This is a genomic window from Geodermatophilus sp. SYSU D00691 (assembly GCF_054050275.1).
The window spans coordinates 160,045-179,314 of record NZ_JBJGYZ010000004.1; the positions used below are offsets into that span (position 1 = coordinate 160,045).

The following is a 19,270-nucleotide window of genomic DNA, read 5'->3' on the forward strand; positions in this document are numbered from 1 at the left end:
TCGCCGTGACGGGGGCCCCGCGCGGCACTAGCGTGGGCCTCCATGGGGAGCACCACCGACGTTGCTCCGGCCACCACGGGGGACGGTGCTCCGACCGAGCTCGCCGTGCTCGAGGCCGAGCGCACCGAGAAGCGGCAACTGCTGGACCGGGCCGCGGAGACGGCCGCCGGCGAGGGGGCGCTCCCGGCCGGCTGCTCCCCCGGCGACGTCCCCGCGCTGCTGCAGCGCTACTACTGGAGCGAGCCGGCGGCCGAGGTGCTCGGCCACGACCCGGTGGAGCTGGCCGGGCTGGCGCTGGGCCACATGCGGCTGGCCGAGGTCCGCCCGCAGGGCTCGGCGACCGTGGACGTGCAGCGGCTCCCGGACGGTCGGGGGATCGTCCGGATCGTCACCGACGACATGCCGTTCCTCGTCGACTCGGTCACCGCCGAGGTGGTCCGCCAGGGCGTGGGGCTGGCGCACGTGGTGCACCCGGTGGTCGTCGTCCGCCGCGACGTGACCGGCCGGATCCGCGAGTTCTGCGACACCGCCTCCCCCGACGGGCTGGGACCCGACGCGGTGCCCGAGTCGTGGATGGCCGTCGTCCTCGACGGGCCGCTCGACGACGAGGCCGCCGACGACCTGGTCGCCGGGCTGCGGTCGGTGCTGGCCGACGTGCGGGCCGTCGACGAGGACGCCGGCAAGCTGCGCGCCCGGGCGCTGGAGCTGGCCGACCGGCTGGAGCAGCAGGCCGGCGCGCGCGCCGGAGCCGCCGATCCGGCCGCCGACCCGGCCGACGACCCCACCGAGGCCGCGGCGCTGCTCCGCTGGCTGGCCGACGGCAACTTCGTCTTCCTCGGCGCCCGCGACGTGCAGCCGGCGCCCTCGCGCGGCAAGAGCGCCGTGCGCGCCGTCCCCGGCACCGGGCTGGGGGTGCTGCGCAGCGACACCGACATGAGCGCCGCCGTCCTCGCCGCCCCGGAGGCCCGGCGCTCGACCGGCGGGCGGCTGCTCGCCGTCACCAAGGCCGACGCCCGCTCGCCGGTGCACCGGCGGGCCTGGATGGACCTCGTCGTCGTCACCCTGCCCGACGCCGACGGCAACCCCCGCCAGCACCGCTTGGTGGGGCTGTTCCCCACCGCGGCGTACACGACCAGCGTGCTCGACGTGCCGCTGGTCCGGCGGCGGGTGGCCGAGGTGATCGCCCGCTCCGGCGTGCCGGCCGACAGCCACACCGGCAAGGCGCTGCTCGACGTCCTGGAGACCTACCCGCGCGACGACCTCGTCCAGGTCACCACCGACGAGCTGCTACCGGTCGCCATGGCGGTGCTCTACCTGCAGGAGCGCCGCCAGACCCGGCTGTTCCTGCGCCGGGACCCGGCCGCGCGGTTCTGGTCGGCGCTGGTCTACCTGCCGCGCGACCGCTACACCACCGAGGTCCGCACCCGCATGCAGCAGGTGCTGCTCGAGCGGCTGGGCGGCACCTCGATCGAGTACACCGCCTGGTCGACCGAGTCGGTGCTCACCCGGCTGCACTTCGTCGTCCGGGTGCCGCAGGGCCGCCGGGGAGCGCCAAGGCCGCCCGACGTCGATGCCGAGGCGCTGCAGGCCGAGCTGGCCGCGGTCGCCCGCAGCTGGACCGACGAGCTGTCCGACGCCCTGCACGCGGTGCACGAGCCGGTCGAGGCCGAGCGGCTGCTGGCCCGGGTCGCCGACGCCTTCCCGGCCGCCTACCAGGAGGACTTCCCGGCCACCCGCGCGGTCGAGGACATCGGCCGGCTCGAGGAGCTGCAGCCGGGTGGGATGGCGCTGCGGCTGTGGTCGCCGCAGGGCGCCGACCCCGCCGAGCGGCGGCTGACGATCTACCGGGTGGGGCAGCGGCTGCTGCTCTCCGACGTGCTGCCGGTGCTGCAGCACATGGGCGTCGACGTCGTCGACGAGCGGCCGTACGAGATCGACCGGATCGGCGCCCCGCTGGCCTGGATCTACGACTTCGGCCTGACGACGACGGTGGCCGACCTGCCGCTGCTGCGCTCGCTTCCCGAGCGGTTCACCGAGGCGGTGTCCGCCGTCTGGCGCGGCGACGCCGAGGACGACGGGCTCGGCGCGCTGGTGCTGCTCGCCGGGCTGAACTGGCGCCAGGTCGCCGTGGTGCGGGCCTACGTGCAGTGGCTGCGCCAGACCGGGCTGCCGTTCGGGCAGGGCTACGTCGAGTCGACGCTGGCCGCGCACCCCGAGATCGTCGGCCGGCTGGTCGCGCTGTTCGAGACCCGCTTCTCCCCCGGCCGCGACTCCGGGCGGGCGGCGCGGCAGGAGGAGCTGATCGCCGCGCTGCGCCGGTCGATCGGCGAGGTGGCCTCCCTCGACGCCGACCGCGTGCTGTCGGCGCTGCTGGCGGCCGTCGTCGCCACCCAGCGCACCACCTACTACGCCCTGCCTTCCCCCCACCCGCCGCCGCTGGCCCTCAAGCTCGACCCGTCGCAGGTGCCCGACCTGCCCGAGCCGCGGCCGTGGCGCGAGGTGTGGGTCAGCTCGCCGCGGGTGATGGGCGTGCACCTGCGCTTCGGCGCGGTCGCCCGCGGCGGGCTGCGCTGGTCGGACCGCCGGGAGGACCTGCGCACCGAGGTGCTGGGCCTGGTCAAGGCGCAGATGGTGAAGAACACCGTCATCGTGCCGACCGGCGCCAAGGGCGGGTTCGTGGTCAAGCGCCCGCCGGGCGAGGGCGCCTCGCGCGACGACGTCCTGGCCGAGGGCATCGCCTGCTACAAGCTGTTCATCGGGGCGCTGCTGTCGCTCACCGACAACCTGGTCGAGGGCCGGGTCGTCCCGCCCGAGCGGGTGGTGCGCCACGACGGCGACGACACCTACCTCGTCGTCGCGGCCGACAAGGGGACGGCGACGTTCTCCGACATCGCCAACGGGGTGGCGGTCGAGCGCGGGTTCTGGCTGGGCGACGCCTTCGCCTCGGGCGGCTCGGTGGGCTACGACCACAAGGCCATGGGCATCACCGCCCGCGGCGCCTGGGAGTCGGTCACCCGGCACTTCCGCGCGCTCGGCGTCGACGTGCAGACCGAGGACTTCACCGTCGTCGGGATCGGCGACATGTCCGGTGACGTGTTCGGCAACGGGATGCTGCTGTCGGAGCACATCCGGCTGCTCGGCGCCTTCGACCACCGGCACGTCTTCGTCGACCCCTCCCCCGACGCGGCGGCGTCGTTCGCCGAGCGGCGCCGCCTGTTCGCGCTGCCCCGCTCGTCGTGGGCCGACTACGACCCGGCGCTGATCAGCGCGGGCGGCGGGGTGTGGCCGCGGACGGCGAAGGCGGTGCCGGTCTCGCCGGAGGTGCGGGCGGCACTCGGCCTGGACGACGACGTCGACACGCTCACGCCGACCGAGCTGATCCGGGCGATCCTGCTGGCGCCGGCCGACCTGCTGTTCAACGGCGGCATCGGCACCTACGTCAAGGCGCGCGACGAGAGCGACCTGGAGGTCGGCGACAAGGCCAACGACGCCGTCCGGGTGGACGGCGAGCAGCTGCGGGTGCGCGTGGTCGCCGAGGGCGGCAACCTCGGCCTGACCCAGCGCGGGCGCGTGGAGTACGCGCTGGCCGGCGGCCGGATCAACACCGACGCGATCGACAACTCCGCCGGCGTCGACACCTCCGACCACGAGGTCAACATCAAGATCGCGCTGAACCGGGTGGTGGACGACGGCGCGCTCGACGCCGCCGGCCGGGCCGCGCTGCTCGGCGAGATGGCGGACGAGGTCGCCGCCGCCGTCCTGACCGACAACCACGCGCAGAACGCGGCGCTGGCCACCGAGGTCAGCTCGGCCCGGTCGCTGCTCGACGCGCACGAGCGGTTCATCCGCGCGCTGGAGCGCGGCGGGCGGCTCAACCGCGCCGTGGAGTTCCTGCCCGACGAGCGCGGGCTGACCGAGCGCCGGCGCGACGGTCAGGCGCTCACCGGCCCGGAGCTGTCGGTGCTGCTGGCCTACGCGAAGCTCGAGACCGGGGACGCCGTCCTCTCCTCGGCGCTGCCCGACGACGCGGCGCTGGAGGACCTGCTCGTCGAGTACTTCCCGACGGCGCTGCGGGCGCGGTTCCCGGCCGCGCTGACCGCGCACCCGCTGCGGCGGGAGATCGTGGCGACGGCGGTGACGAACCGGGCGGTGAACGTCGCCGGGGTCACCGGGCTGTTCCGGCTGGCCGAGGAGACCGGGGTGCCGCTGGCCGCCGTGGTGCGCGCGCACGTGGTGGCGCTGGCCGTGTTCGACGTCGACCGGCTGTGGTCGGCGGTGCGGCCGCTGGACAACCAGGTGCCGGCGACGGCGCAGGTGGAGCTGCGCACCGAGGCGACCCGGCTGGCCGAGCGGGCGGCGCGCTGGCTGCTGCGGCTGCCCGACCTGACCGGCGAGCAGCCGGCGTCCCTGGCCGCGGTGACGGAGCGGTTCGGCCCGTCGGTGGCCGCCGTCCGCGCGGGGCTGCCGCACTGGCTGCTCGGCGCCGAGGCGCACGCCTACGCCGAGCGGGCCGCCCGGCTGGAGTCGGCCGGGGTGCCGGCCGAGCTGGCCGCCCAGGTCGCGGCCGCTCCCCTGCTGCCGTCGGCGCTGGACCTCGCTGTCGTCGCCGAGCGGACCAGCGCGCCCATCGCCCAGGCCGGCCAGGTGATGCAGCGGCTGGCCGACCGGCTCTCGCTGGTGCCGCTGCGGGAGCTGATCATCGCGCTGCCCCGCGACCGGCGGTGGAACTCGATGGCGCGGGCCACCCTGCGCGACGACCTCGCCGCCGAGCAGGCCGCGCTCACCGCCGACGTGCTGGCGCTGCGGGCCGGGGACGACGACAGCCCCGCCGACCTGGTGGGGACGTGGGCGTCCGGCTGGGACGCCGGCCAGCGCCGCGCCGCCGCGCAGCTGACCGACATCGCGTCCGGGGACCGGCAGGAGCTGGCCGAGCTGCTGGTGGCGGTCCGCACCCTGCGCGGCCTCCGCCGCCGCTGACTGTCGGTGGTCACGATCAGCTGAGCTGATCGCAGAGGTTCCTCCCCTACGGTGCGGCGTGAGGGAGGACCTGTTGCGGCGAGGGAGGACGTCGCCCGCGGGTCGCGACCATGACGCGAGGGTTGCCGGTGAGGCGTGTCCGACGATCCAGGCGTGCGTCGAGTTCCGGGACGACGGCCCGCCCCTGGCTCGTCGCCGCGTGGGAGACGTGCGGGTTCCTGCTCGACGCGCAGCGGGACGCTGAGCTGACGGCGACGGATCTCTCCCCACGCGGGCGCGCCGACGTGGTCTTCGACTGGCTCGCCGCCCAGCTACGACGCCCGGTCGAGCGGTGGGAGTGGTCGAGCCGATGGCGGCGCACGAGCCGCCTGTGGCGCCTCGCCGACGACGGCGACCACATCCTGGGGGACGTCAGGGCTCGTCGGCTCTCCGACGAGGAGCGGCCGCCGGCACGGGTTCTCCGGCTGCGCTAAGGGCGTCTCGGGCCGTCTAGCGGGACGGCTAGAGAGTCGTAGAACGCCTCAGAGGGGCGGACGGCGCTCACCGAAGCGCGTCGCCTGCTCGAAGGCGTGGCCCACCTCGAGCACGCGGCGGTCGGCGCGCGGCGGTCCCACGATCTGCAGCCCCACCGGCAGGCCGTCCGGCGTGAAGCCGCCCGGCACCGACAGCGCGGGGCACCCGGTGGGCGTGATGACCGTGCAGGAGCGCATCCACTCCAGGTAGTTCTCCTGCGGCACCCCGCCGATCTCGGTCGGGTACTCCAGCTCCACCGGGAAGGGCAGCACCTGCGTCGTCGGGGCCAGCAGGACGTCGTAGCGCTCGAAGAACGCCACCACCCGCTCGTACAGCTGCGTGTGCGCCACCTCGGCCCGGGCGACGTCGGCGCCGGTGAGCTTCGCGCCCATCTCCGCGTTCCAGCGGATGCTCTCCTTGACCAGCTCGGGGTGCCGGCGCGACTTCTCCAGGTGCGCCTGCTCGAACAGCCAGGCCCGCAGCGTGCCGAACACGTCGTCGGCACCCGACAGGTCCGGGCAGTCCTCCTCCACCGACGCGCCCAGCTCGGCGAACACCTGCACCGACGGCGCCAGCGCGGCGGTCACCGCCGGGTCCACGGTCACCCGGCCGCCGAGGTCGGGCGCCCAGGCCACCCGCAGACCGGCCAGCGAGACGTCCAGCGGCTCCCCGAACGCGGACCCCGGCGTCTCCAGCGAGATCGGCACCCGCGGGTCCGGCCCGGCGATCGCCGACAGCTGCAGCGCGACGTCGGCCACCGTCCGGCCCATCGGCCCCTGGACCGACAGCGTCGACCAGCCGAGCGGCGACGGCCAGGTCGGCACCCGCCCCGGCGTCGGCCGCAGCCCGACGACGTTGCAGAACGCCGCCGGGTTGCGCAGCGAGCCGCCCATGTCCGACCCCTCGGCCAGCGGCACCAGCCCGGCGGCCAGCGCGGCGGCCGCTCCCCCGCTCGACCCGCCCGCCGACAGCCCCTGCCGGTACGGGTTGTGCGTCACGCCGAAGAGCGGGTTGAAGGTGTGCGAGCCGGCCGCGAACTCGGGCACGTTCGTCTTGCCCACCCGCACCGCACCGGCCGCCCGCAGCCGGGCCACCACCAGCTCGTCGCGCGCCGGCACCGTCTCCGCGAACAGCGGCGAGCCCCACGTCGTCCGCATCCCGCCGGTCGCGTGGGTGTCCTTGTGCGCCACCGGCAGCCCGTGCAGCGGGCCGACGTCCTCGCCGGCCGCCAGCGCCGCGTCGGCGGCGTCAGCCTCCGCTCGTGCGCCGTCGACGTCCAGCGTCACGATCGCGTTGACGGCGGGGTTCACCCGCTCGATCCGGTCGAGGTGGGCGTCCAGCAGCTCGCGCGCGGAGATCTCGCGGGTGCGGACCAGCCCGGCCAGCTCCGTCGCCGGCCGGGAGCAGAGTTCTGCGTCTGGGTGGAGGCTCACCCCGCGAGGTTCCCACGCTGGGCGCGCGTCGTGACCACCTGGTCGGCCGGGACGACGAGGGTCAGCGCGTCGCCGCCGCCGGACTCGACCGCCCACCCGTTGCGCCGGAGCAGCGCCCGCAGCCGGCCGGCGTCGGCGGGCTCGGCCGTCGTCGTCGCCAGGAAGCGCGCCAGCCGGCCCTTGTGCGCCTTGTTGAAGTGGCTGACCACCGCCCGCGAGCCGTCGGGCCGCTCGCTCAGCACCGTCACCGTGACCGCACCCGGCACCGGCGCCAGCTGCGCGTACGACCCGCTGCGCAGGTCCACCACCAGGTCGTCCACCTCGGCCAGCACCGCGCCGAGCGTCGGCTTCCACAGCGCCCGCAGCGTGGGCAGCCCGGGCAGCTGCGAGCCCGCGGAGAGGCGGTACGGGGGGATCCGGTCGCCGTCCCGCACCAGGCCGAACAGCGCCGACCCGACGGCCAGCCGGCCGGCCGCGCGCGAGCGCTGCGCCTTCGTCATCGACCGGACGTCGAGGGCGTCGTAGAGGACGCCGGTGTAGCGCTCCAGCGCCGGCGCGGTCGCCGCCGTGCGGAGCGCGGCGTTGCGGGCGACCTCGCCGTCCTGCTGCGCCGAGAGACCGAGGGCGGCCCGGGACGCGGGGACGTCGTCGGCGAGCGCCACCAGCGCCTCGACCAGCTGCGCCCGCGCGGGGGTCAGCGGGGGCGAGGACAGGGAGGAGAGGTCGAGGGGGGCGCCGGAACCGCCCGGCGACTTGGTCTCGGACGGGGGGAGCAGCACGAGCACGAGAAGCCAGACTAGGTCCAGTAGAGGAAGCGGGCCTGCGGCAGGCGGTCGGCGACCGCCGCCTCGAACCAGCTCCGCAGTTCGGCCATCGTCTCCTTTGGGTAGACGTGCTTGACCGACCCGAACTTCCCCCGCTTGGTGGTCCGCCGCTGCTCGTCCATCTCCAGCTTCGTCCGCGGGTACCAGTCGAGCAGCGTCGCCTTGCTGCCGAGCGTGAACCGGTGCGTGATGCACTCCACGGTCAGGTCGGCCCCGGCCGGCAGCGCCGCGGCCACCGCGTCGAGCAGGGCGCCGTACTCCTCACGCCACCCGTCGACCGGCATGATCGGCGCGAGGGTCAGGCCGACCGGGTAGCCGCCGGCGGCGACGGCGCCGAGGGCCGCGATCCGCCCGGCGACGGGCGACGTGGCGCCCTCTAAGCGGCGGGCCACCGCGGCCGCGTTCAGGGAGAAGCGAAGCCGGGTGCGGCCGCCGTGCGGTAGGTCGAGCAGGCCGGCGACGTCGTCGAACTTGGTCGTGGCGCGCAGCTGCACCGGACCCGCCCAGGGGTGCGTGCCGAAGTGGCCGATCATCGTGGCGAGCCCGCCGGTCAGGTGCTCGAGCGCCAGCGGGTCGGTGTAGCAGGACGCCTCGAACGTCGTCCCCTCCCCACCCCGCTCCGCCGTGCCGGACGTCACGACCCCCCGGCCGACGTACCCGTCGAGGTCGTCGAGCGCCTCGTCGAGGTCGGCGAACACGCGGGTGATCGGTGGCCCCGAGAGCGAGCCGGCGAGGTAGCAGTACTGGCAGTGCGCCGGGCACCCCTCGGCCAGGTCGAAGCGCCAGTCAGCGGACGGCGGGATCGGCTGCAGCCGGCGCTTGGACGGCGGGGGGACGACGACGGCGAGGGTGTCCTTGGCCGCCGTGAACGCCGCGCGGTCGCCGTCGCCGCGGAGGGACGGCAGCCGGTCACCGGGCAGCAGGTCGACGTCCCGGACCCCGGCGGCCTCCAGCCGGCGCAGGACGCGCTGCCCGTGCGGCCGCTCGGCGGCGGAGCGGGTGACCAGGACGCGGCGCGGCGTCCACAGGCGGGTGGGGGCGGGGAGCGGGGCGGCGGCCATCACCAGGGAGAACGCCCCCGCGGGGGGATCGCCTGCCCGGCGGCCCGGTGACGTCGGGCACCCGGCTCACACGGGCGCGGGCACGCCCCCGATCTGCACCATCAGGCCGAGGAAGTCGGCCGTCGTCCACCGCTCGACCACCTGGTCGCCCTGGAACCGCATGATCGTGATGCCCGGCAGCACGTACATGCGGCCGGTCGCCGGCACGCCGAGGAACTCGCCGCGGTGCTCGCCGGCCACGGTGAACCGGCAGCTGTAGTAGTCGCCGTCGACCAGGGCCTCGTGGAACTCGAGCTGGGGGTTGGGCCGCTCCGGGGAGCCGAGCGCCGCCCACAGCGTCCGGTAGAACTCGGCGAGGGAGGCCTTGTCCAGGGGCTCCGGCGAGGCCCCGTGGAACCTCAGGTCGTCGGCGTAGAGCTCCAGGTAGCCGGGCAGGTCCCCGGCGTTCCACCGGAGGCGGGCCTCCTCGACGCGAGCGGCGGACGCGGCCATGGTTCCTCCCGGGTGCTCGGCTGCCGGGAACGCTGGCACCGCACCCCCCCGGGGCACCAGGGCCCTTCCGCCTCCGTCAGCCCGCCAGTTCCACCACGACGGGCGCGTGGTCGCTGGCGCCCTTGCCCTTGCGCTCCTCGCGGTCGATGAGCGCCCCGGTCACCCGATCGGCCAGGGCGGGTGAGCCGAGCACGAAGTCGATCCGCATGCCCTCGCGGCGCGGGAAGCGCAGCTGCGTGTAGTCCCAGTACGTGTACACCCCGGGCCCGGGCGCGTGGGGCCGGACGACGTCGGCGTACCCGGCGTCGACGACCGCCCGGAACGCGTCCCGCTCCGGCGGCGTCACGTGCGTGGAGTTCGCGAAGACCCGCATGTCCCAGACGTCGTCGTCCTGCGGGGCGATGTTCCAGTCCCCGACCAGCGCCACCTGGGCGCCGGGATCGGCGGCGAGCCAGCCGGCGGCCGTCGACCGCAGCGCGGCGAGCCAGTCGAGCTTGTAGGTGTAGTGCGGATCGGTCGGCGTGCGGCCGTTGGGCACGTACAGGCTCCAGACCCGGACGCCGCCGCACGTCGCGCCCAGCGCCCGTGCCTCGGTCTCCGACTTCTCGCCCCAGCACGGCTGCCCGGGGAAGCCGATCTCGACGTCGTCGATGCCGACCCGCGACAGGATCGCCACGCCGTTCCACTGCGAGTGGCCCACGTGCGCGACCTCGTAGCCGAGCGCGCTGAACACCATCTCGGGGAACTGGTCGTCGCGGCACTTGGTCTCCTGCAGCGCCAGGACGTCGACGTCCCGCCGCTGGAGCCAGGCCGCGACCCGGTCGGCCCGGGTCCGGATGGAGTTCACGTTCCAGGTGGCCAGCCGCACCCGACCGACCATACGGAGTCCCGGGGACGCGTCTTCCGCGCCCTGGGACTCCGCGTCAGGACCGGGCGGCGGCGCGGGCGCGCGAGCGCTCGCGGTTCTCCACGAAGCGGGTCGCCTGCGCGTCCAGGCCCTCGAGGAAGAGGGCGAGCTCCTCGCGCGCCTTCTCCCCGGCCGGGCCCAGGTCGGTGCGGTCGAAGACCTTCCACGCGCGCAGCACCGGGCTGACGACCTCGTCGTGGTGCAGCCGCAGGTCGTAGATGCCGGCCTTGGCGATCAGCATGGAGTTGCGGCGGAACCCGGCCATGGTGGCGCCGGGCATCTCGAAGCCGACGACCTCCTTGGTCACCGCCTGCATGGCCAGGTCCGGGTCGACGTCGAAGGCCGCCGCCATGAGGTTGCGGTAGAAGACCATGTGCAGGTTCTCGTCGGTCGCGATCCGGGCGAGCAGCCTGTCGGCGATCGGGTCGCCGGTGGCGCGGCCGGTGTTGCGGTGCGAGACCCGGGTGGCCAGCTCCTGGAACGAGACGTAGGCGATCGCCTCCAGCGGGGTCTTGTCGCCGGAGTCGTAGCCGGTGGTCATGTAGTCCATCCGGGCCCGCTCGAGCTCCACGGGGTCGACCCCCCGGGTGACGACGAGGTAGTCGCGCAGCGCGATCCCGTGCCGGTTCTCCTCCGCCGTCCACCGGCCGACCCACTGGCCCCAGGCGCCGTCCTTGCCGAAGCGGGTGGCGATCTCGCGGTGGTAGCTCGGCAGGTTGTCCTCGGTGAGCAGGTTGGTGATCATCGCGGCCTTGGCGGTCTCGTCCAGCCGCGACTGATCCGGCGCCCAGTCCTCGCCGCCGAGGAAGGCGAAGTTCCGGCCCTCGTCCCAGGGGATGTAGTCGTGCGGGTGCCACTCCTTGGCCAGCGACAGGTGGCGGTCGAGGTTCTGCGCCACCACGGGTTCCAGCTCGATCAGGACCGCACTCTGCGGCGACGTGCTCGACATGACCACCTCCGGACATCCCTACGACCGCGTAACCTACGCCGCCGTAACCAACGGGCGGGATGCCCCTCCAGTGCCCAGGTGAGGCACAGCTCACCCACGAGCGGGTGCTCGTGCCCCGGCCCCCGCCGGATCGGCTCCCCGTGATGGAATTCGGTGCGATCATGGCCGGATGACCAGGTCCCGGGCTGCGGTGGGTGCGCGTGAGCGCTGATCTCGACGCTCCCCCCGCCGGCGCGGGGGACGGGGGCCCACCGCCCCCGCGCTCCCGCCGACGGACCGCCCGCAGCTTCGGGTCCGCGCTCGGCCTGACCGCCCTCGGCGCACTCGTCCCCGGCAGCGCCTTCCTCGCGACCGGCCGCCGCAAGCTCGGCGTCCTCACCCTGGTGCTGTTCCTGCTCCTGGTCGGCGGTGCCGTCTACCTCGCCACCGCCGGGCAGCGCGCCGCCGTCCGGCTCGCCATCGACAGCAGCTCGCTCCTGTGGGTGATCGGCGGCGTCGCCGTCATCGGCCTGCTCTGGGTGGCGGTCATCGTGGCCGGGTACCGCATGCTCGCCCCGGCCCGCACCCGGCCACTCCAGCACGCCGTGGGCGCGCTGCTCGTCCTGCTGCTCGCCGCCGGGGTGGCCCTGCCCGCCTACTGGGTCGTCCAGCTGGCCGACGCCCAGCGCGGGCTGCTCGACGGCGTCTTCGCCGACGACCGGCAGTCGGCCACCGTCGAGGACACCCCGAACCCGTTCGGCGACCAGGAGCGGGTCAACGTCCTGCTCCTCGGCGGCGACTCCGGTCCCGACCGCGAGGGGCTGCGCACCGACACGGTCATCGTGGCCAGCATCGACACCGACACCGGCGACACGGTCCTGTTCAGCCTGCCGCGCAACCTCGAGGACCTGCCCTTCCCGGCCGACAGCCCGTTGCACGAGGTGTACCCGGACGGCTTCGACGCCGGCTCGGAGAGCGAGAGCCTGCTCAACGCGGTCTACCGCAACGGCCCGGCCACGCACCCCGACATCCTGGGCCCGACCGACGACCCCGGCGCCGACTTCCTCAAGCTCGGCGTCGGCGAGGCCCTCGGCCTGGACATCGACTACTTCGTGCTGGTCAACCTCGAGGGCTTCAGCCGGCTGGTCGACGCGCTCGGCGGCGTCACGGTGAACGTCAACTACTGGGTGCCGATCGGCGGTGACCCGGGCACCGGCTCGCTGCCGGACGACTACATCGCCCCGGGGCCGGACCAGCAGCTGGACGGGCCCACCGCGCTGGCGTTCGCCCGCGGCCGGTTCGGCCTGACCGACTACGACCGGATGGCCCGGCAGCGCTGCACGATCGACGCGATCATCGACGCCGCCGACCCGGTCACCCTGCTGCGCCAGTACCAGGAGATCGCCCGGACCACGCAGGACATCGTCAGCACCGACATCCCGCGCTCGGCGCTCGGCGACTTCGTCGACCTCGGCTTCCTGGTCAAGGACGCCGAGGTGCGCAGCGTCGTGTTCGACAACACGGTGATCGACCCCGCGTACCCCGACTACGACCTGATGCGGCAGATCGCGCAGGACGCCGTCGGCCCGGCGTCGCCGCCGGCGACCAGCAGCGCGCCGCCCACGGGGACGACGCCGCCGGCCGACCCCTCGGCCGGGGAGACGCCACCGCCGGCCCGGTCGCCGGTCGCCGACGTCGCCGACGCCTGCGCCTACGACCGCGCTCAGGCGGAGGCGCAGCTGGCGCAGGGCGAGCCGCCCACCAAGAGGGGCTGACGCCGCAGCGCCGCCACCGTGGCGACGGCGCCCAGCTCGTCCAGCACCGCCAGCCCGCGCTCGTGCTGCGCCGGGTCGCCCGACAGGGCCCGTTCCACGGCCTCCTCGTAGCGCTCGCCCAGGGCCGCCCAGGCGGCGGCGGCCTCCAGGGGGCGCCCGGCCAGCGCGGGCGCCCACGGCCCGATCGGGTCGGCCGGGACGGTGACCGGGTGGCCGGCCCGCTGGAGGTAGCGGCTCAGCTCCGCGCGGCTGCCGCGGGCGCCGGACGCGGGGCGCGCGGCCAGCACGTCGGCGGCCAGCGCGGGCATCGCCCCGACGTCCCCGCGCAGCCACGCCACCTCCACGGCGGCCGCGGCCCGCGGTCCGGTGACCGACACCTCGTCGCGGGCCTCGGCCGGCCACGTCGCGGTCGCCAGCACGTCCGCGGCCTCGGCGCTCCCCCGCCGGGCCAGCAGCCGCGCCAGCAGGCTGCGCGCGTGCAGGCCCATGGCGGCCGGGGCGCTGGGCACGGCGAGCAGCTCCCGCAGCTCGCCCACCGCCTCCTCCCACCGGCCGGCGCTCGCCCGCATCGCCGCGCGGGTCAGCCGCAGCCGGTAGTCGCCGCTGAAGAACTCCGACTGCTCGGCCAGCTGGAGGCCGAGGGTCACGTAGTGCTCCGCGTCGGCGTACCGGCCGGCCCGGTAGCTGCCGCCGGCGGCGTTGACGCAGGCGCGCACGCCCAGCTCCAGGTGCGGGTCGCCGGCGGCGAGCTCGACCGACAGCGCCAGGTCGGCCACGCCGCGCTCGTCGCCCTCGGCCAGCCGGCCGCTGCCCACGTAGAACAGCGCCTGGCAGCGCAGCTCCACGCTCCCCGCCCGCTCGGCCAGCGCCAGCGCCTGCTCGGCGTACCGCGCGCTCTCCCCGCCCGGCTCGGCGACCACGCCCGGCGTCCCGAGGTTGGACAGCGCCCGGGCGAGGCCCGCCAGCGCGGCCGCCCGCCGCAGGTCGTCGCCGGACCCCTCGAGCAGGGCCACCGCCCGCGCCGCCGCCCGTTCGGCGAACAGCGGCCCGCGAGCCCAGTAGGCGGTCTTGGACAGCACGACGTGCGCGTCGGCCAGCAGCAGGGGGTCGCCGGCCGCCTCGGCGGCCGTCACCGCGCGGGTCGCGCAGCGGAACGCCTGCTCGAACAGGTTCAGGTAGTAGAGGTAGGACGCCCGGTCGGCCAGCAGCCGGGCGCGGCGCGCCGGTTCCAGCCCGGCGCCGGCGTCGATGACCACCTGGAGCGTGTCGGCCGCCTGGCGGTAGGCGCCGGCCCGCACGGCGTCGTCCGCGGCGGCCGGGCCGTACCGGACCAGCACGTCGGGGCGCCGGCCGGCCTGCGCGTGGTGGACGACGCGGGCGAGGTCGGGCGCCGGCTCCCGCAGCAGCGCCTCCAGGACGTCGCGGTGCGCGGCGACCAGCTCGCCGGGGGTCAGCGTGGACAGGACCGCCGCCCGGGCGATCTCGTGCCGGAACCAGAGCGACCCGGCGTCGCCGGCCAGCACGCCGGCCCGTTCGGCCTCCAGCAGCGGCCCGGGCCCGTCGCGGGTGAGGTGGTCGGCCAGCCCGCGGTCGACCCGGGTGGGCACGACCGCCAGCCGCTGGATGAGGTCCTGCGCCGGCTCGGACAGCGTGGCCAGCCGGGCCAGGACGGCGTCGCGCACCGTCACCGGCACGCCGCCACCCGCGGCCAGCACCTCGGTGACGTAGAAGGCGTTGCCGCGGGTGACCCGGTGCAGCCGCCGCGGGTCGGTTCGCCCGTCGGCCAGGACGGCGACGGCCTCGACGCTCAACGGCCGGACGGCGATCCGCCGCAGGCCCGGGCCCGAGAGGGCGCCCAGCAGCCTGCGCACCGGGTGGGTGCGGCCCAGCTCGTCCTCGCGGCAGGTCAGCACCAGGACGGCGGGCAGCTCGGGCACCCGCCGGGCGAGGAAGCGGACGGCGTCGACCGTGGCGTCGTCGGCCCAGTGCAGGTCCTCCACCACGAGCAGGGTCGGGGCGCCGGTGAGCAGCCGCAGCAGCGCGGGGAGCACCGCCTCCGGGTCGCCGCCGGCGGCGAACGCGTCGGCGAGCGGACCGCCCACCGCGCGGGCGACGTCGCGGAACGGGCCGAGCGACCGCGGCGCCAGCAGGTCGTCGCACCCGCTGCGCAGCACCCGCGCGCGGTCCCCCACCCGCGCGGCCAGCTCGGCCACCAGCGCCGTCTTCCCGCTGCCGGCCTCGCCGCCGACGAGCACCACCGCACCCCGGCCGGTGGCGACCGTCGTGTCCACCACCGACCGCAGCCGGGCCAGCTCCACCTCGCGCTCGAGCAGCGGCGGGCGCTCCGGCGCCGGTGCCGGGGCACCCGTGCCCAGCGCCCGGGCCCGCAGCGCGTCGGCCTCGGCACCCGGGGCCACGCCCGGACCCTCGGCGAGGGCGCGGGCCAGGGCGTCGTGGCGGCGCAGCGCCCCGGCCCGGTCGCCGGCGTCCACCGCGGCGCGCAGCAGGGCGAGGTGCGCCTCCTCGTCGGCCGGTTCCAGCTCGAGGACGTCGTCCCACCGGCCGGCGCCGCGCAGCACGGCCAGCCGGCGCCGGTGCACCCGCTCCCGTGCCTGCGCCGTCCAGGGCTCGGTCTCGTCCTCGGGGAGGAGGGGGCCGGGGCAGAGCCGTGCGGCGTCCGCGCAGGCGGCGGGGTCGGCGGTGGCGAGGGCGGCGGCCGCCGCGGCCTCGAACCGCTCGACGTCGACCTCGACCGGCGCGTGCGGCAGCAGGGCGACCCGGTTGGCGTGCACGGTGACGGCGTCCTGCTCGCCGAGGACCCGGCGGGCGAAGTGGGCGGCCTTGTGCAGGCGGGGCCGGGCCTCCTCGAGCGGCAGGTCGGGCCACAGGGCGTCGGTGGCGCGTTCGCAGGCCAGCCGGTGACCGGGGGCGAGGGCCAGCAGCTTCACCAGCGCGGCGGCGTCCCGGCGGGGGAACGGCGGCAGCGGCGCGCCGTCGCGGCGCACGGCGAAGCCCCCGAGGAGCTGCAGCTCGACCGTCACGGCGCCCCCAGGGGTGTGGCCCCGGGCGGGAGTGTCTCAGGCCGCGAGCACCACGACCAGCGTCCGGGGCCCGTGCACGCCCTCGACCCGCGACAGCTCGATGTCGCTGGTGGCCGACGGGCCGCTGATCATGGTCAGCGGCGCCAGCGGGTCGAGCCGGGCCAGGCCCTCCGGGACGCCGCCCACGACCTGGTCGGCCGTCACGACGCAGACGAGGCAGTCGGGCAGCAGGGAGAGCGCGCGCCGGCCGGTGGCCGGGGTGCCGTCGAGCACCAGCGTGCCGGTCTCGGCGACGGCCACCGCCACGCCGGTGACGGCCGCGGCGAACGCGGCCAGCTCGACCGCGGGCCGCCCGTCGTCCGGCACCACGCCCGCGGGCAGCCGGTCGCCCGGCAGCCCGGGCGCGACGACGACGTCGCCGGCGCGCCAGCCCTCCCCCAGGCCGGCGGTCAGGGCGGCGCCGACCGCGGCCGCGATCTCGCCGGGCGCGCAGCGCAGCACCCGTGCCCTGTAGTCCTCGAGCCGGTCGACCAGGACGTCCACCAGCACCTCGGGGGCGCGGTCGTCGGAGGTCCGGTAGTCGCGGGCCGGCTCGGGCACCGGCGGGCGGGTAGGGCCGAGCGCCGTCCGGATCCGCGCCAGCACCTCGTCGCGGGCGCTCACCGGCCGTGCTCCTCGGTCCACTGCTGCACGAACGTCTTCGCCGGTGGGGCCGGCAGGTCGCGGGTGCGGGTCCACCTCGAGGCCGGCGGTGGCAGGGCGGCCGGCAGCACCGGCTTCCCGCGGGCGAGGAACCGGCCCAGGCCGGCGGCCTTCTGCGCCGCGTGCCACAGCCGCGGGTTCGCCATCGCCTTCGCCAGCCAGCGGAAGCCGAGGGCCTCGACGGTCGTCCGCTCCTGCGCCTCGACGTGCTCGGCGCGCAGGTGAACGAGGATCGAGGGGATGTCGATCGCCACCGGGCAGACGTCGTAGCAGGCCCCGCACAGCGACGACGCGTAGGGGAGCGAGGCGTTGTCCTCCACGCCGGTGAGCTGGGGGGAGAGGACGGCGCCGATCGGGCCCGGGTACACCGAGCCGTAGGCGTGCCCCCCGGTGCGCTCGTAGACCGGGCAGACGTTGAGGCAGGCCGAGCAGCGGATGCAGTGCAGCGCCTCGCGGCCCACCTCGTCGGCCAGGGTCGCCGTCCGCCCGTTGTCCAGCAGCACCAGGTGGAACTCCTGCGGGCCGTCGCCGGGCGTGACGCCGGCCCAGAGGGACGTGTACGGGTTCATCCGCTCGCCGGTCGAGCTGCGCGGCAGCAGCTGGAGGAACACCTCGAGGTCGCGCCAGGTGGGCACGAGCTTCTCGATGCCCATGACCGTGATCAGCGTCTGCGGCAGGGTCAGGCACATCCGGCCGTTGCCCTCGCTCTCGACGACGGCGAGGGTGCCGGTCTCGGCGACGGCGAAGTTGGCCCCGCTGATCGCGACCCGCGCCCGCAGGAACCGCTCGCGCAGGTGGGCGCGGGCGGCCATCGCCAGCCGGCGCGGCTCGTCGGTGAGGTCGGCGTCCACCCCGGGCATCGTGCGCAGGAAGATCTCGCGGATCTCGGCCCGGTTCTTGTGGATCGCCGGCACCAGGATGTGCGAGGGCCGGTCGTCGCCGAGCTGCACGATCAGCTCGGCGAGGTCGGTCTCGTGCGCCGCGATGCCGGCGGCCTCGAGGGCCTCGTTGAGCCCGATCTCCTGGGTGGCCATCGACTTCACCTTGACCACCTCGTCGGCGCCGGTGGCCCGCACCAGGTCGAGGACGATCGCGTTGGCCTCGTTGGCGTCGCGGGCCCAGTGCACGGTGCCGCCGCGGGCGGTGACCTGGCGCTCCAGCTCGAGGAGGTGCTCGTCGAGCCGAGCCATGGTGGCGGCCTTGATCGCCCGCCCGGCCGCGCGCAGCTGCGCCCAGTCGGGCACCTCGCCGACGACGGCGGCGCGCTTGCCGCGGATCGTCGTCGTGGCGTGGCCCAGGTTGGCCCGCAGCTGCCCGTCGCGCAGCGCCTCGCGGGCGGCGTCGGGGAAGGGGCGCTCGCCGCGGAGGTTGCCGACGCCGCGGGGCGCGGTGGGCAGGCCGAGGAAGGTGGGGGTCACGCGGTCACCGCCGGTCGGGTGGACTGCTGGGGGGAGACCTCGTCCTCGATCGAGGCGAGGATCTCGGCGAGGTGCACGGTGCGGGTGCCCGAGCGCAGCCGCGACAGGCCGCCGCCGATGTGCATCAGGCAGCTCGCGTCGCCGGCGGTGCAGACCTCGGCGTGCGTGGAGAGCACGTTCGCCATCTTGTCGGTGAGCATCGCCGTCGAGGTGTCGGCGTTCTTGACCGCGAACGTGCCGCCGAAGCCGCAGCACTGCTCGGCTCCGGGCAGCTCGACCAGCTCCAGCCCGCGCACGGCCCGCAGCAGCTGCAGCGGCCGGTCCCCCACCCGCAGCACGCGCAGCGAGTGGCAGGTCGGGTGGTAGGTGACCCGGTGCGGGTAGTAGGCGCCGACGTCGGTCACGCCGAGGACGTCGACGAGGAACTGGGACAGCTCGTGGGTCCGCTCCGCCAGCGCGGCGGCTTCGTCGGCCAGCGCCGTCTCCCCCGCCCGGCGCAGCACCGCCGCCTGCTGGTGGTGGATCGAGGCCACGCACGAGCCGGACGGCGCCACGACCGCCTCCGCCCCGCGGAAGGCGCGCACGTGGTTCGCCACCACCGGCACCGCATCCCGCCGGTAGCCGGTGTTGACGTGCATCTGCCCGCAGCAGGCCTGACCCGGGGGACGACGACCTCGTGGCCCAGTCGCTGCAGCAGCCGGGCGGTGGCCGCCGCGACCTGCGGCGCGATCGTGTCGACCAGGCAGGTGGCGAACAGCGCGACCCTCATGCGGTCCCCCTCGTGTCGGCCGCCGGCGTGCGGCGGACCATGCTCGACTCCCGGACGATGAGAACCGGGTCGAACACGGGCTGCTGGTGGGTGTGCCCGTCGCCGCGCGCCTCGTCGATCAGCAGCTCGGCGGCCCGGCGGCTCATCCCCTGGCGCGGCTTGCGCACCGAGGAGAGGGGGACGGCGGCGGCCGCGGCGAAGTCGATGTCGTCGTGGCCGACGATGGCGAAGTCGCCGGGCACCCGGACCCCGTGGCGCACCATCTCCTGCAGCATGCCGAGCGCCAGCAGGTCGATCGCGCAGACCGTGGCCGTGGGGCGCCGGGACGCCGGAGGGTGGCGACGTCCCGGATGCTGGGGCTCAGCGGGCACTCCTCGGGTCGGTTGAACCGTCTCAAACGGTGGCGCGCCGGAGCGCTTGACGTCAACGG

At 75.9% G+C, this 19,270-nt stretch carries 14 protein-coding genes; 3 read left to right on the forward strand and 11 right to left on the reverse strand.

Annotated elements, in window-relative coordinates; genetic code table 11:
• The first annotated feature begins 42 nt into the window (after nucleotides 1-42).
• On the forward strand, nucleotides 43-4,977 hold the full coding sequence (locus ACI797_RS04470; protein WP_456857300.1) for an NAD-glutamate dehydrogenase: 4,935 nt from the start codon (nucleotides 43-45) through the stop codon (nucleotides 4,975-4,977).
• Nucleotides 4,978-5,261: 284 nt separating this feature from the next.
• Nucleotides 5,262-5,450 (forward strand): hypothetical protein, encoded by a 189-nt coding sequence (locus tag ACI797_RS04475; RefSeq protein ID WP_456857301.1) that lies wholly within the window; start codon nucleotides 5,262-5,264, stop codon nucleotides 5,448-5,450.
• A gap of 48 nt (nucleotides 5,451-5,498) precedes the next feature.
• Here ACI797_RS04475 and ACI797_RS04480 read toward each other — a convergent pair whose 3' ends face one another.
• The 6 genes from ACI797_RS04480 to ACI797_RS04505 form a co-directional block, all read right to left on the reverse strand.
• Nucleotides 5,499-6,923 carry an amidase gene (locus ACI797_RS04480; protein WP_456857302.1) on the reverse strand — a complete coding sequence of 475 codons (1,425 nt, stop codon included), beginning with the start codon at nucleotides 6,921-6,923 and terminating at the stop codon, nucleotides 5,499-5,501.
• The gene (gene yaaA / locus ACI797_RS04485; protein WP_456857303.1) at nucleotides 6,920-7,708 is read right to left on the reverse strand and encodes a peroxide stress protein YaaA; all 789 of its coding nucleotides are present in this window, start codon (nucleotides 7,706-7,708) and stop codon (nucleotides 6,920-6,922) included. Before yaaA ends, ACI797_RS04480 begins: the two co-directional genes overlap by 4 nt.
• A gap of 11 nt (nucleotides 7,709-7,719) precedes the next feature.
• Nucleotides 7,720-8,808, reverse strand: coding sequence for a spore photoproduct lyase family protein (locus tag ACI797_RS04490; protein WP_456857304.1), 1,089 nt, complete (start codon nucleotides 8,806-8,808; stop codon nucleotides 7,720-7,722).
• 66 nt (nucleotides 8,809-8,874) lie between these two features.
• Complete coding sequence (locus tag ACI797_RS04495) at nucleotides 8,875-9,300, reverse strand: ester cyclase (RefSeq protein WP_456857305.1); 426 nt, start codon at nucleotides 9,298-9,300, stop codon at nucleotides 8,875-8,877.
• 76 nt (nucleotides 9,301-9,376) lie between these two features.
• Nucleotides 9,377-10,168, reverse strand: coding sequence for an exodeoxyribonuclease III (locus ACI797_RS04500; RefSeq protein WP_456857306.1), 792 nt, complete (start codon nucleotides 10,166-10,168; stop codon nucleotides 9,377-9,379).
• A 55-nt stretch (nucleotides 10,169-10,223) separates the two neighbouring features.
• Entirely contained in the window at nucleotides 10,224-11,156 is a 933-nt protein-coding gene (locus tag ACI797_RS04505; RefSeq protein ID WP_456857307.1) for an acyl-ACP desaturase, read from the reverse strand.
• Nucleotides 11,157-11,356: 200 nt separating this feature from the next.
• Between ACI797_RS04505 and ACI797_RS04510 the strand changes: the two genes are divergently transcribed.
• Nucleotides 11,357-12,910, forward strand: coding sequence for an LCP family glycopolymer transferase (locus ACI797_RS04510; RefSeq protein WP_456857308.1), 1,554 nt, complete (start codon nucleotides 11,357-11,359; stop codon nucleotides 12,908-12,910).
• Here the strand turns inward: ACI797_RS04510 and ACI797_RS04515 are convergent.
• The 5 genes from ACI797_RS04515 to ACI797_RS04535 form a co-directional block, all read right to left on the reverse strand.
• Nucleotides 12,859-15,951, reverse strand: coding sequence for an ATP-binding protein (locus ACI797_RS04515; RefSeq protein WP_456857309.1), 3,093 nt, complete (start codon nucleotides 15,949-15,951; stop codon nucleotides 12,859-12,861). The genes ACI797_RS04510 and ACI797_RS04515 overlap by 52 nt on opposite strands.
• A 36-nt stretch (nucleotides 15,952-15,987) precedes the next feature.
• Nucleotides 15,988-16,614, reverse strand: coding sequence for a LutC/YkgG family protein (locus ACI797_RS04520; RefSeq protein ID WP_456857310.1), 627 nt, complete (start codon nucleotides 16,612-16,614; stop codon nucleotides 15,988-15,990).
• Nucleotides 16,611-18,071, reverse strand: coding sequence for a LutB/LldF family L-lactate oxidation iron-sulfur protein (locus ACI797_RS04525; protein ID WP_456857311.1), 1,461 nt, complete (start codon nucleotides 18,069-18,071; stop codon nucleotides 16,611-16,613). The genes ACI797_RS04520 and ACI797_RS04525 overlap by 4 nt, the downstream gene beginning before the upstream one ends.
• On the reverse strand, nucleotides 18,068-18,709 hold the full coding sequence (locus ACI797_RS04530; RefSeq protein WP_456857312.1) for a (Fe-S)-binding protein: 642 nt from the start codon (nucleotides 18,707-18,709) through the stop codon (nucleotides 18,068-18,070). The genes ACI797_RS04525 and ACI797_RS04530 overlap by 4 nt, the downstream gene beginning before the upstream one ends.
• Before the next feature lie 127 nt (nucleotides 18,710-18,836).
• Nucleotides 18,837-19,211, reverse strand: coding sequence for a substrate-binding domain-containing protein (locus tag ACI797_RS04535; protein WP_456857313.1), 375 nt, complete (start codon nucleotides 19,209-19,211; stop codon nucleotides 18,837-18,839).
• Nucleotides 19,212-19,270: the final 59 nt, after the last annotated feature.

Coding starts and splice junctions, on each gene's coding strand:
- ACI797_RS04470 (WP_456857300.1), top strand. CDS start 43: ATGGGGAGCACCACCGACGTTGCTCCGGCCACCACGGGGGACGGTGCT.
- ACI797_RS04490 (WP_456857304.1), bottom strand. CDS start 8,808: ATGGCCGCCGCCCCGCTCCCCGCCCCCACCCGCCTGTGGACGCCGCGC.
- ACI797_RS04495 (WP_456857305.1), bottom strand. CDS start 9,300: ATGGCCGCGTCCGCCGCTCGCGTCGAGGAGGCCCGCCTCCGGTGGAAC.
- ACI797_RS04505 (WP_456857307.1), bottom strand. CDS start 11,156: ATGTCGAGCACGTCGCCGCAGAGTGCGGTCCTGATCGAGCTGGAACCC.
- ACI797_RS04530 (WP_456857312.1), bottom strand. CDS start 18,709: ATGCACGTCAACACCGGCTACCGGCGGGATGCGGTGCCGGTGGTGGCG.